8 protein-coding genes are annotated in these 13226 nt (G+C 71.8%); 2 read left to right on the top strand and 6 right to left on the bottom strand.

The features are described from left to right. Window positions 1-396: 396 nt before the first annotated feature. From IE239_RS15780 to IE239_RS15755, 6 genes are all read right to left on the bottom strand, one after another. Complete coding sequence (locus IE239_RS15780; protein WP_190149934.1) at window positions 397-4092, bottom strand: RICIN domain-containing protein; 3696 nt, start codon at window positions 4090-4092, stop codon at window positions 397-399. Between the two features lie 109 nt (window positions 4093-4201). Beyond that, the gene (locus IE239_RS15775) at window positions 4202-4624 is read right to left on the bottom strand and encodes a hypothetical protein (protein ID WP_190149933.1); all 423 of its coding nucleotides are present in this window, start codon (window positions 4622-4624) and stop codon (window positions 4202-4204) included. Between the two features lie 226 nt (window positions 4625-4850). Continuing rightward, a complete protein-coding gene (locus tag IE239_RS15770; protein ID WP_229878105.1) occupies window positions 4851-8057 on the bottom strand; it encodes an ATP-binding protein in 3207 nt (1068 codons plus the stop codon). A 99-nt stretch (window positions 8058-8156) separates the two neighbouring features. Continuing rightward, window positions 8157-8303, bottom strand: coding sequence for a hypothetical protein (locus tag IE239_RS15765; RefSeq protein WP_190149932.1), 147 nt, complete (start codon window positions 8301-8303; stop codon window positions 8157-8159). A 60-nt stretch (window positions 8304-8363) separates the two neighbouring features. Further along, entirely contained in the window at window positions 8364-9017 is a 654-nt protein-coding gene (locus IE239_RS15760) for a class I SAM-dependent methyltransferase (RefSeq protein ID WP_190149931.1), read from the bottom strand. A gap of 150 nt (window positions 9018-9167) precedes the next feature. Further along, complete coding sequence (locus IE239_RS15755; protein ID WP_190149930.1) at window positions 9168-10910, bottom strand: MFS transporter; 1743 nt, start codon at window positions 10908-10910, stop codon at window positions 9168-9170. A gap of 295 nt (window positions 10911-11205) precedes the next feature. On the opposite strand from IE239_RS15755, the gene IE239_RS15750 reads away from it, so the two are divergent. After that, on the top strand, window positions 11206-12225 hold the full coding sequence (locus IE239_RS15750) for an N-acetylmuramoyl-L-alanine amidase (protein ID WP_373308104.1): 1020 nt from the start codon (window positions 11206-11208) through the stop codon (window positions 12223-12225). Window positions 12226-12398: 173 nt separating this feature from the next. After that, a complete protein-coding gene (locus tag IE239_RS15745; protein ID WP_190149929.1) occupies window positions 12399-13217 on the top strand; it encodes a DUF5336 domain-containing protein in 819 nt (272 codons plus the stop codon). The last annotated feature ends 9 nt before the right edge of the window (window positions 13218-13226 follow it).

Below are 13226 nucleotides of genomic sequence, written 5' to 3'. Positions count from 1 at the left end.
CTGGGACAACCCGGTTGGACCCGATTTATCCGCTTGAGCGGTGCGACCTCGTGTCGCACCCTGAAGGCGTACCGGAGCTGCATGACGATCACACTAGGCAAGTCGAACCCACGTCGTCACCGGGAACATGTGGACGATCCGTCACCGTCACGAAGCAGGGTCCGGCTCCGCCGGAACGAGACCGCGACGCTCCGCGTCGCAGCCACAAGATTCGCTTCACCCCCGGCCTGAAGGCCGGAGCACTGCGAATGATGTCCGGTAGCGTTCCGCAGCCGCCGCACGCGCAGGAGGCCCCGTGGTGGACGGCCCGGCACCGGCGGCCGACCCGCTACGGGCCGGGCCGGGTCGGCCGCTGGAGCACGTGCCGACGGCGAACCGGCACGGGGTGCGCACGAGTCACCCGGTCGGTGTGAGTTCCCACAGGGGCACGGGGATACCGGGGGTGAGCGCTTCGACGGTCGCCGGGCCTCCCTCCTCGCCGGTCGTGAGGTACACGAACCCGTCATCGATGGTCGGGTTGCCCAGGAAGACCCCGTCCGTGCCGTGCGGCGCGGCACACCACAGGTAGCCGTCGTCGCCGGGCCGGAACGGGTCAAGGGTGACCCGGCTGCCGTCCCGGGGCTCGTAGGGGTGTTCCGACGTCGAGTTGACGTACCTCCCGCCGTAGGACAGGTAGTAACACTGGTCTCCGCCGATCCGGCCCGCGGGGATCGTGACGAACCGCTGGTCCGGGTCGTCGACGTCCAGTCGCGTACTGACCTGGCGGCCGTCTCCCGCCGGGTCGTGGTCACGGCCGAGCACCAGGGAGTCCGCCGTCGAGGACCGCAGGGCGACCTCGTCGACTCTCAGCGCCTCCTGCGGGCTCTGGAGGAACCAGCGCTGGCCGGCCGAGCCGTCGTAGTCGCGGGCGACGAGCGTCTGTCCGCCGCCGACGTCCGTGAGGTACTGCTGCGTGAAGTTGTTCCGCAGGATCCAGGTGCCGTCGCCCTGATCGACCGGTGCCCAGAGCTGGTCGGGTGACTGGTCGGGCCACAGCACGACACGCGCGTCACGACGGCCGCCCTCCTGGCCCAGGTAGCGGCGGTCCGCCTCGTGCAGCACGCGGTAGTAGTCGGGGTACTCGGGATCGCGTGCCAGCGCGAAGGTCTGCCCCGGCAGATTCGCCTGGTTGACCGGCTGGTCGCCGACCGTGGTGCTGCCGGAGGAGCCGGAAGGACCGGCCCCGTTGGTGGTGCCGGCGTTGCGCAGCACCCGCGAACCCACCAGGTCGTCGTCCACCGTCGACTGCGGAAGCGTCGGGGCCTGGGGCAGCTGGCCGAGGTTGACGGCCACCGGATAGTGGTCGGACGCCGTGACGCCGTCGATCCGGTCGACGTTCTCGAACGTGATGGCCTGGTTGGCCGGCGCGACCGCGTAGTCGAGTACGTGCGGTGTCGTGCCGCCCGTGGTCGGATGTGTGGGCCGGGTCGGTGGCGGGGCCCAAACGTGGAACCGGTTCGGGTAGTTCATCTGCAGCGCGGCGTTGAGGTTGCCCGGCAGCGGGTTGTTCGGGGCACGGTTGTAGTCGCCCAGCGCGACCCACGGCAGTTGCGCGGCGTTCATCCTGGTCCGGATGTTCTCCAACAGCCTGGGGTCGTCGTTGCCGCTCCCCGAGAGGCCGTGCAGAGTGAAGTAGACGACGCCGTCGACGTTCACGCCGAGTGCGGGCCGGGAGTTCCAGATGCCGGTTTGATCGTCGTAGAAGGCGGGATCGACGACGTGTACGTCCCGCGTGTCCGCTATGCGGTTGCGAGTCCAGATGGCCAGGTTCACCCTGCCGAGCGTCGCGTTGCCGGTGTACTCGGTCTGCAGCCAGTAGAGCCATCCCCCTGACCGGTTCGTACCCACGCGGTATTCGTAGATGTCGGGCCGCACCCCGTCGCGGAGCCAGAAGTCGGTCTGCGGGATGCGTCTCATGAGCGTGCCGGCCGGCGGGGCGCCGGCCTCCTGAAGGAGGACGACATCGGCCCTGGTGGGACTGGTGGCGGGCTGCACCATCTGGGGCAGGACGACGCTGTACTTGTTGTCGCCCCCGCTGTTGGCACCCTGCATGTTCCACGTGATCACCTTGCGGCGGTGGTTCTGCCGTGGGTCGAGTCCGCCGCCGGTGTCGCGCAGGAACAGCGAGGGCCGCTTGCCGACGTCGGTGCGCACCACTCCCTGCCCCGCGAAGTCCAGGGTCTCCCGGCCGGTCCAGTCCGAGATCGCCTGGCCGCCCTGGCTCAGCGGCCGGAACAGCTGCGGGGTCTCGTCGTCGGAGCCGAACTGGAAGGCGGTGCCGGCCTTCGAGCCGGCGCTGCCCGTCGAGTACGGGGCGTACGGCGTGAAGGACCCGCCCGGCGTGGTCTGCTTGATCAGGGTGTTGTCGTGGAAGACGTTCTGCGGGCCTGAGGACCCGGACCATTTCGCCGCCTTGGGACCGGCCGCCCACCAGATCGGGTACCAGGTCCCGTCGTCGATCTCGCCGCCCTCACCGCCGCAGTTGCTCTGGCAGTTGCCCGAGCGGTGCTCGTAGGGAACCCGCACCGTGTTCTGCTCGAACAGGTTGTGATGCTCCCAACCACCGTGCAGGTTCAGGTCCGAGTCGAGGTCGTTGCGGAAGGCCACGTTGCCGCTCGCCGACCACTGGAAGGTGAAGTGACGCAGGTTGCGGCTGAGGTTGTAGGCCCACAGCGAGTCCCACACCCGGCTGCCCCTCAGGTAGCCGTTGCCGCCCTTGCCCTTGTTCCAGGCGCCGTCGAAGCTGTTACGTTCGATCTGCAGGTTGCGGGCGTTCTCCGTGACGACGGGGTGTGAACCGGTCATCGTCGCCCTGAGACCGCGCACCCAGCTGTTGGCGGCCCACTTGAAGACGATGCCGTGCATCGCGTACTCGGGCGCCATGTTGCCGTAGTTGTTTCTGGCCTGCTCGGGAGTCAGCCGGTACGTCCCGCCGCCCGGCTTGGGCAGCCCGTCCATGTCCTGGGTGTAGGCGAAGTCCTCGAACCCGACGCCTTCGACGACCTTCAGCGGAGTGACCTTGCTGGCGTACGACGTGGCGCCGAGCGCGGCGGAGCCGTCCGAGGTCGAGTCGACCGGCAGGTCCCACTCCAGCGGGCGGTCCAGCGTGAGCGTCTTGGCGGCGGTGTCGAGCCTGCTGACCCGGAACATCTGCTGGCGCATGTGGAGGTTCTCCATCATGCTCCGGTCGGTGACGCCCTGCTTCTCGTAGAAGGCGACGCTGTTGGCCGCGCCCACCCATACGTAGCCACTGGCCGCGAACTTCGACATGTCGGCGTTCGACGCCAGCCGGACGACGTTGTCCCCCTGCCGGGCCGAGAACCCGGGGTCGTCGCCGCGTGCGGACAGCTTGATGCCGGAGACCCAGTGCTGGTTGACGCTGCCCTCGAACAGGTCCTTGCGGTTGGCCGGGGCCGCCGCGCGGTCGTCCACGTAACGGTCCGCCACCTCCCGGGTCTGCACCCGGAACATCCCCCGCCCGGGCCAGATCCAGCCGCCCGAGCCGATGTCGTTCCCGCTGCCCGCCTTCATGCTGTCCTGGTCCCAGCGGCCGTTGACCAGCGTGTCGTAACGGGTGTCGGCGTCCGGCCGGAACACCAGCCGCGTTCCGCCGTCGCCCGAACCCTGTCCGCGCAGGACCAGGAAGCCGGTGTCGACGGAGATCTGCCGGGTCACGTCGATACGCCCCGACGGCAGCGAGATGAGCGAGAGCCTGTCGAAGCCGGCGCTCGGCGAGCACCGGCTCCTGATGGCGTCGATCGCCTTCTGCAGCCCGGTGGTGTCGTCGGCGCCGTCGTCCGCGACGACCCCGAACTCTGCGGCGAGCCGTGCCGGGGCGATCCGACAGGAGGTGTCGCCGGTCAGGCTTCCGTCGCCGGGCAGGGGCGCGCCTCCCCGAAATCCCACGCGCGACCAGTCCGGCATGCCGGGGGGTGGGCCCGTACGGTTGGTGTAGCCGAGTTCCGGGCCGTCCGCCCCCGGACCGGCCGCCACCGAGGTGACCGGCGTCGAGACGACCGGCGTCGTGCCGGCTGCCCGTCCCTCCGAGTGCAACGCCGGCACGGAAAGTGCAAGCAACAGGCTGGCCAGAACGGCCGCTGGTCGAACCCGTCTCACGTGGTCCTCTCCTTTTTCAGCGTCAGGTGATGGCGGAGACGGCGGCTCAGTACCTGTAATAGTGAGCGGCCAGACCGTGGGACTCGGTGGTGCCCTCGGCGGCGAACCCGATTCCCTTGCCGTTGTAGAACGTCTCGTACTTGCGGTCCGGACCGATGACGGCGAACGTTCCGCCGGAGGTGTTGAAATGCCCCACCATGTCGATCAGCGCGTATTGCACGCCGGCCGGCATCGGGCCCCACCAGCAGTCGTCGCCCGGATTGAGAACCGGGGTGAGCTGCTGCGGCAGTCCGGTGACATCGTAAGTGAGGTGCACCCGGTAATTTCCCCAGGGGCAGAGTTGAATCCAGCCGTCCTTGATGGTGGACGCCGACGCGGGCGTCGCGGTGAGAGTGGAAATTCCGGCGACCAGAGCGAACGCGGCGAAAGGAGCCGCAATCCTCTTCGATATTTCCCTGACGTTGAACACGAGTACCTCGCTTCTCGGAAACGCTTCTTCTGCGATCCGCTTTCCTCGGATCCCGACTTCGACAGGTTACGGAGATCGAGTTGAAGACAAGTGAGAAACGTGTGCAACATCGATCAGCCGCGGGCCGAGAAGCAGGCGGACGCACTTGACGGCGAGTGGACACCCGCTGAACGCGTCACCGGCCGGCCGAGGACGGCCGTGGCGCGCTCCCCGGCCGGCGCACTCCTCAGAGCTCCGCGAGGAACTCTTCGGCGCGGCACGCGAACAGATGGGCCTCGCGCTCCAAGGAGAGCTCCCGGGCCTTCTCGGCGGCGGCCCGGACAACGGCGACCGGTTCCCCGCGGGCCTGCATGAGCCGCGCCCGCAACAGCAGGATCAGGCCCTCCGCGTAGCGCTGGCCGGAGGAGTCGAGGAACGAGTCGGCCCGGTCGAGCGCGTCGGCTGCCTCTCTCGTCGCCCCGCCCGCCAGCCACATCTCGCCGAGCAGTCCGTGCCACGTGGCGACACACGAACGGGACGGGTCGGTGAGGTTCGCCGTGACGAGCTGCTGCGCCTCCACCGCGGCGCCTGCCGGATCGTCGCCGGTCACGGCCCTCGCCCAGCACCGGGCCAGCCGCTGGTAGGTGCCGAGGAAGACGAAGGAGAAGCCGGGGGCCACGGTGATCCCCCGTTCCGCGCCGCGCAGCGCCTGGACCGGGTCGCCGATCATCGACGCGGTCCTCGCCGCGAACGTGGCCCACACGGTGATCATGTAGGGGTCCTCGCCCGCCACGTCCTCGAGCACGTCGAGCAGAGCCCGCGCCGCCGGGACGTCACCGTGCAGCGCGGTCACCTCCGCGAGCATCCCGGTCATCAGCAGCTGCAGGTCGTGCCGGACCGGACTGACCTCACGCCGGGGCAGGTCGAGGACCGTTGCCCTGGACCGGGCGAGGTACCGGAACGCGCCCCCGATGTTGCCGAGGTCCCACTGGTGGATGCCCCAGGCCTGCAGGCCGCACGCGCGGACGAACGGGTCGCGGGACATCTCGCCCTGCTGCAGCAGCCGGTGCGCGAGCGGACCGCTGCGCTCGAGCTCGACGGCCTGGGCGTGGGCGGCCCAGCGGGAGTAGAGGAAACCGGCGGCCTCCACCTCCCGGCCGAGGCCGCGGGCCAGGTGCTCGGCGCGTTCCAGCAGGTCGAGCGACGAGAAACCGTACATGGACCGCATCCCGACGACCGCGGTGAGCTGCGACAGCGCCGTCAGCTCCAGTTCCGCGAGGCCCGCTGTCCGCGCCAGGCGCGCGGCCGACCGCAGTTGGCGCTCGGCGTCGTCGAGCGCGGTCTTGCCCGCGGCACGGCGGCCGGCGCGCACCAGGGCGGCCGCGGTGCGGGCCGGGTCCGCCAGCGGGCCGGCGGACCACAGATGGTGGGCGAGACGCTCGGCGACCGACTCGTCGTCGGCGGCGGTGGCCTCCAGGGCGTCCGCGACGCGCAGATGCAACCGGCGCGCCGGCGATGGCAGCGTTGTCAGGGAGACGGACTCGCGGACCAGGTCGTGCGCGAACCGGAGGGAGAACGGGTCCCCCGGCGTCGGCTCGAGCATGCCGAGGGCTTCCACCGGCTCCAGACGTTCGAGGCAACGGTCGACGTCGAGACCTGCGACCCGGGCGAGCAGACCGAGCTCCACGTCACGGCCGAGGAGAGCGGCGATCTGCAGCAGAGCCCTGGCGTCGCCGTCGAGGCCGGCCATCCGGTCGAGCACGACGTCCCGCACGGTGGTCGGCACCCCGGCGCCGTCCGAGGCGTCGTCGGTGAGCGCGCCGCCGTCGGCGAACAGCCGGGACAGTTCCCGGACGAAGAAGGGGTTGCCGGCGGTACGCGTGTGGATGCGACGGGCAGTGCCGGGACCCGGTTCCCGGCCGGTTTCGCAGCGGACCAGTTCGGTCACGTCGTCCAGGTCGAGCGGACCGAGACGGAACCGGCGGTGCCCGGGCATCCGGCTGAGCGCGGCGAGCGCGCGGGACAGTTCCGTGCCGGGCGCCGGCGCACGGTCGCGCAGCGCGCCCAGCAGCACGGCGTGGGCCGGGAGTCGGGCCGCGACGTGCTCGAACAACCGCAGCGAGGCGCCGTCCGCCCACTGGAGATCGTCCATCACCAGCACCAACGGCCGCTGGGCCGCGGCCTGGTCGATGAGGGCGGCGACCTGCTCGAACAGGCGAAACCCCAATCCGCTGTCCGGCAGCACCGGGGCGGAGAGAACGTCACCGCGCGGCTGGACGAGACGTCCGAGCTCGCCGGCGAGCCACTTCTCCCGGGAGAGAGGGGACAGCCCGTCGAGGACGGCGTCGACGGCCTGCACCCACGGCCACATCGAGGGTGTCCCGTCACCTTCCGGGCAGCGGCCCCAGATGACGAGCGCCCCGCGCCGTTCCGCCCGCGCGGCGGTCTCCTCCAGCAGGCGGGTCTTGCCCACGCCCGGCTCGCCCTCGACGACGCCGATCGCCGTGCCGCCGGTGAGCGCCGCTCGAACGGTCTGCCACAGCACGGAGAGCTCCTCAGCCCTGCCGACCAGGCTGTCGGGCCCGCCGGCCCGGGTGCCGCCGCCCTGGCCGTCCGTGTCCGTCACCCTCGTCGACGGCGGTCCCTGAACCAGCACCCACTGGTGCGCGGCCTGCAACGCGGGGCCGGGATCGATACCGAGGTCTTCGGCGAGGAGGCGGCGGACCGAATCGAACACCGACAGTGCCTCGGCCTGCTGCCCGGCAGCGGCGAGGGCGCGGACGAGGTGGGCCTGGACGGTCTCGTGCAGAGGCGCCGTCGACGCGGCAAGACGCAACGCCGGGAGGACCGGCTCCGGTCGGCCCAGCGACATCGCGAGTTCGGCAGCGGCGGCGCATGCGTGGTGGAACTCGGCGTCCAGAGCGGCGAAGACCGGGACAGCGGCGGTTGCGTGGGGCAGGCCGCCGTTCGCGGGGCCGTGCCAGAGACCGAGCGCCTCCGCATAGTGGTCGAGTGCCGCTTCGTGACGCCCCTGCGCGAGGGCGGTTCCGGCCGTCGCCACACGTTCACGGAAGACCGCCAGGTCGAGCATCCCGGCTCCTGCGGTGAACAGGTAGCCGTCCCCGCGGCGATGGAGGTATGCCCCGGTGCGACGGGCGGGGAGTCCGGGTTCGAGAAGGCGGCGTAAGGCGCCGACGTACTTGTGGATGACGTTCACAGCGCTGGTGGGGGCGTCGTCGTCCCACATCAGGCGGACCAGTTCGGTGACGCTGACCGGCTGTCCCTCGCGGGCGAGGAGCAGGGAGAGCAGACGGGCCTGTTGCCGGGGACCCGCGACCAGTTCGACATCGTCCCGCCAGAGGCGCAGCGGACCGAGGATCCGCAGACGCAGGGCGGCGCCCTCAGCCGGCGGATCGTCACGACGCCACGGAACGGGACGACTTGGCACGGACACTTCACAGCTCCCGAGCGCCGGAACGGGTTGCTCGCTGCGCCGAGCATGGGCGCTCGCGGCATGCGCGCGTCACATTTTACACGCGTCAGTGACGGCCCGTCAGTCGTCGGCCCCCAGGCCCGGCGAGGTCTCGTGGTCCGGGACTTCCGGTCCGGTCCGGCCGGACTCGACGTCCGCTGGTGCGGCGCCGTCCTCTGCCGAGCCGTCCCAGGAGGGCCGGCTCTGCCCGGCTGCCGTCGTCGGCATGACGTCTTGCAAGGCGTCATGCAAGGCGTCGGGACGCCCGCCCGGCCGGGCGCCCGCCGGTCACCCGCGTCGCAGCACGCGCAGCGAGCCGGTGTCCGAGACCTCCTTGAAGGCCCCGGACTCCAGGGCGCGCAGGTAGACGCGGTAGGGGGCCTGGCCGGTGAACTCGTCGACCGGGTCCGGGAACACGTCGTGGATGACGAGGAGCCCGCCCTCGGCCACGTGCGGGGCCCAGCCCTCGTAGTCGGCGCTCGCGTGCTCGTCGGTGTGGCCGCCGTCCACGAAGACGAGCCCGAGGGGCGACTTCCAGAACGCGGCGATCTGCGGCGACCGCCCGACGAGCGCGACCACGTGCTCCTCCAGGCCCGCCCGGTGCAGCGTCCGGCGGAAGGTCGGCAGCGTGTCCATCAGGCCGGTCTCCGGGTCGACCGTCTCCGGGTCGTGGTAGTCCCAGCCCGGCTGCTGCTCCTCGCTCCCGCGGTGGTGGTCGAGGGTGAGGGCGCTCACCCCGGCCCGGCGGGCGGCGTCCGCGAGCAGGATCGTGGACCGTCCGCAGTAGGTGCCGACCTCCAGCAGCGGCAGCCCTAGCGCGCCCGCCTCGACGGCGGCCGCGTACAGCGCGAGCCCCTCGTCCAGGGGCATGAATCCCTTCGCCGCCTCGAACGCGGCCAGGATCTCGGGCGTGGGCGCCGCGGTCGTCGGGGTCGCGGTCATGGAAGTCCTTCCGGTGGTGCGCGGTGTGTGCGCACAAGCTGCCGCGCGCGGTCTGTGCGCACATGCTGCCGCACCCCCCGTCGGCGTCGCGACGGGGGGTGCGGACAGGGGTGCGCGGGGTGCGCGGGCCGGTCAGGCGGTGACCGTCGGTCAGGCGGTGACCGTCTCGCCGGGGAGTGCCAGGTCCAGGTCGACCGGTCGCTCGTCGCCCGCGTGGGTCGCGGAACTCGCGAGCGGCCCGTGACCGGCGGCCTTGGCGGCGAGGACGTACGCGCCCCGGGCCGGGACGACGAGGGCGTAACTGCCGTCCTCCTGCGACAGGGTGGCGCCGGCCTGGCGGCCGCGGCGGTCGATGAGGGTGACCTTGGCGCGGGCGACCGGCGCGCCGCCGGCGTCCAGGACCCTGCCGCGGAAGCCCCTCAGGACCTCCTCGGCGCGCGCCAGGTTGGCGTCCTCCTCGCTGCTGGCGCGCAGCTGCGGGCCGGTGGCCGGACGCTGCTGCCGGGGCAGGAAGAGGGCGAGGACCAGGCCCACCGCGACGGCGGCCGTGGCGATCAGGAACGACACGCGGAAGCCGTGCATGGTCGGGACGGCGACGCCGCCGACGTCGTTCGCGGTGTTGGCCAGCACCATGCCGATGACGGCGCTGGACACCGACGTGCCGATGGACCGCATCAGGGTGTTGAGGCCGTTGGCCGCGCCGGTCTCGGAGGCCGGGACCGCGCCCACGATCAGCGCGGGCAGCGAGGAGTAGGCGAGGCCGATGCCCGCGCCCAGGACGACCGCGATGACGAGGCTCTGCCAGGCCGCGCTCATCAGGCCGAGGCCCGCGCCGTACCCGATCGCGATGATCAGCATGCCCAGGATCAGGGTGAACTTGGGGCCGTACTTGGCGGACAGCCGGGCGTAGACGGGGGCGGTGACCATCATCGTCAGGCCGAGCGGCGCGACGAGCAGACCGGCGACGACCATCGACTGGCCGAGGCCGTAGCCGGTGGCCTTCGGGAGCTGGAGCAGCTGCGGCAGGACCAGGGAGACGACGTAGAAGGAGACGCCGACCATGATCGAGGCCAGGTTGGTGAAGAGGACGGCCGGGCGGGCCGTGGTGCGCAGGTCGACCAGCGGGGCCTTCACGCGCAGCTCCATCACGCCCCACAGGACGAGGACGACCGCGGCGGCGGCGAAGAGGCCGAGGGTGGTGCCGGAGGTCCAGCCCCAGTCGCTGCCCTTGGTGATCGGCAGCAGGAAGAGGACGAGACCGGTGGACAGGCCGATCGCGCCCAGGACGTCGAAGGTGCCCTCGGCGCGCGCGGGCGACTCCGGGACGACGAGAAGGGTGAGGACGATGGCGAGCGCGCCGAGGCCGGCCGCGCCGTAGAAGAGGGCGTGCCAGTCGGCGTGCTGGGCGATCAGGGCCGCGAGCGGCAGGGCGAGGCCGCCGCCGACGCCGATCGAGGAGCTCATCAGGGCCATCGCCGAGCCGAGCTTCTCGCGGGGCAGCATGTCCCGCATCAGGCCGATGCCGAGCGGGATCGCGCCCATGGCGAAGCCCTGGAGGGCACGGCCGGCGATCATGGTGAGCAGGTCGCTGGTGAGCGCGCTGACCAGGGCGCCGACCACCATCACGGCGAGGCTGGCTATCAGCATGCGGCGCTTGCCGAACAGGTCGCCGAGACGGCCCATGATCGGGGTGGCCACGGCTCCCGACAGCAGGGTCGAGGTCAGGACCCAGGTGGCGTTGCTGGGCGCGGTGCCCAGGAGCTGCGGGAGGTCCTTGATGACCGGGACGAGCAGGGTCTGCATCACCGCGACCACGATGCCCGCGAAGGCGAGGACCGGGACCACGGCTCCGCTCGCCTCGCGGGTGGGCCGGTCGGTGGTCGTGTGCGTCATGAGGGGGTGCCTCCGGGCGGTGGTTCGGTGATTACTGGGACCTGAACCTGTATGCACGGGCAACTATTCCGATGCTTCGGCGTACTAACGATTTCTTTGTCTTCTCTTGACGCAAACGGCGGTGCGCGGCCCCGGCGCTCCGCGGCGGCTCCCCTCCGGCCAGCCGACGAGCGACGCGCATCCGATGCCCGGCGGCGGCCCGCCCACCCGGCCTCCCGGCCACCCGGCCGCCGGGTACGTGTCGGCGGAGGTGACACGCCGGGGCCCGGCGGGGCCGCCCGTTAGGGTGGCAGGCGTGTCGTACTCAGGCCCGCACTCCGACCCGTTCGACCCGTTCGATCCCTTCGGTCCCTCCGATCCCCGCCGGCCGTCCGACTCGTCCGACGCCTGGGGCTCGGACCGGCCCCGCCGGTCCCGGCTGCGCCGTCCGCTGACCGTGGCGCTGGCCGCGCTCGTGCCCGGCGCGCTGCTGGGCTGGCTGGCGTACGAGGCGCTGGGCGGGACCGGGAGCGGCGGGAACGGCGGAGCGGGCGGGGCCCGGGCGGGGGCGGGCGTCTCCGCGAGCGCGCCGGGGACCGCCCCGGCCGGCGGCGACGACCGGCCGGGCACCCTCTCCGCCCCGCCGAGCGGGGCCGTCGCTCCGCTCACGGGCAAGGTCGTCGTCATCGACCCGGGGCACAACCCCGCCAACGTCCGGCACACCGCCGAGATCGGCCGCCAGGTGGACATCGGCACCAACCGCAAGGAGTGCGACACCACGGGAACGTCCACGAACTCCGGTTACAGCGAGGCGGAGTTCACGCTGGACGTGGCGCACCGGCTGCGCACGCTGCTGGAGGGGCAGGGCGCCACGGTGAAGCTGACGCAGGACGGGGACCGGCCGTTCGGGCCGTGCGTCGACGAGCGCGCCCGCATCGGGAACGCGGCGCACGCCGACGCGGTCGTCTCGATCCACGCCGACGGTTCGGCGGAAGGCGACCGCGGCTTCCACGTGATCCTGCCGGCCGCGGTGCACGCGGGCGCCGCGGACACCCGGGCCGTCGTCGGCCCGTCGAAGGAGCTCGGGAAGCTGATCGCGAACGACTTCGCCCGCTCCACGGGCACTTCGCCGTCCAACTACGTCGGAGACGGCACCGGTCTCGTCACGCGGCGGGACCTCGGCGGTCTCAATCTGTCAACGGTTCCCAAGGTGTTCATCGAGTGCGGCAACATGCGCGATAGCAATGACGCGGCGCTGCTGACCAGTGGCGCCTGGCGGCAGAAGGCGGCGCAAGGGATGTCCGAGGGAATCGTGAGTTTCCTGCACGGGTCGTGATCAGCGCGCGGATCCCGGCGGACAGCGCGATCGTACGGACGATAGTGTCGTCCGTACGATGAGGGGCCACCCCCGCGCTCACACCGGGCCCGACGGCGACACGGCGCCGGCGACGCCTCTTCCGACGCGTGTATGCGTGTGCCGATGACGAGACGACTGACGAAGGACCTGAAGTGAATATCCGCTCCCTCACTCGAGGCGACGGCGTGGTGATCGGAGCAGCGGTGTTGCTGTTCGTCGCGTCGTTCTTCGACAACTACTCGATCGACGGGATCCCTGACGGCTACGACCTGCCGAACCTCTGGAACAGCGGGCCCGTGCTGTTCGGCGTCGTCCTCGCGGGGATCGTCGGCGCCGCACTCGTGGTCGTCAGCCGGGGGCTGCCGCAGACGCCCAAGGTCGTCGGGCTCGACCTCGGTCAGTTCGGCGTGGCCTTCACGGTCTTCGCCGCGTGGAGCGCGCTCGGCAACGTCTTCGACCCGTCCGGCGGCTACGACAACGTCAGGGACAGCTCGAACGCGCCCGACGCCGGGGCGGGCCTGATCCTCGCCTTCATCGCCACGCTGCTGCTGGCCGGCGCCGCCGTGGCCACCCCGCTCGTCCCCGCCCTCCAGGCCGGTCTCGTCCCGGCGCCCAAGCCGCAGACTCCGCAGCCCTACGGCGCGCAGCCGCCCGCCGGTTACGGCTACCCGGGCGCGCCGCAGCCGTCGGCGTTCGGCGCTCAGCCGCAGCAGGGCCAGCCTGGCGGGCAGCCGTTCGGCGGTCAGCCGGGTCCGGCGCAGGCAGCGGCCGCGGACTTCTCGCCGTTCTGGTTCGCCGTGCCCGTGCCGCGTCCGCTGTTCGCGGAGGACGGCGCTCCGACGCCGATCGCCGAGCTGGCTCCGGGCACCTGGTACCTGGCAGTCGAGCAGGGCGCCCAGGGTCTGGTCGCACAGACCCAGGACGGCCGGCGCGGCGTCCTGCGGGACACCTCCGGCATCCAGCGCGGCTGATATGCAGCG

Origin of the sequence: Streptomyces humidus (assembly GCF_014649655.1) — a bacterium.
Taxonomy (GTDB): Bacteria; Actinomycetota; Actinomycetes; order Streptomycetales; family Streptomycetaceae; genus Streptomyces; species Streptomyces humidus.
The sequence above is the reverse complement of the archived record's forward strand: the minus strand, read 5'-3'. Positions and strand labels throughout refer to the sequence as shown.

Coding starts and splice junctions, on each gene's coding strand:
- IE239_RS15765 (WP_190149932.1), bottom strand. CDS start 8,303: ATGCCGACGACGGCAGCCGGGCAGAGCCGGCCCTCCTGGGACGGCTCG.
- IE239_RS15760 (WP_190149931.1), bottom strand. CDS start 9,017: ATGACCGCGACCCCGACGACCGCGGCGCCCACGCCCGAGATCCTGGCC.
- IE239_RS15755 (WP_190149930.1), bottom strand. CDS start 10,910: ATGACGCACACGACCACCGACCGGCCCACCCGCGAGGCGAGCGGAGCC.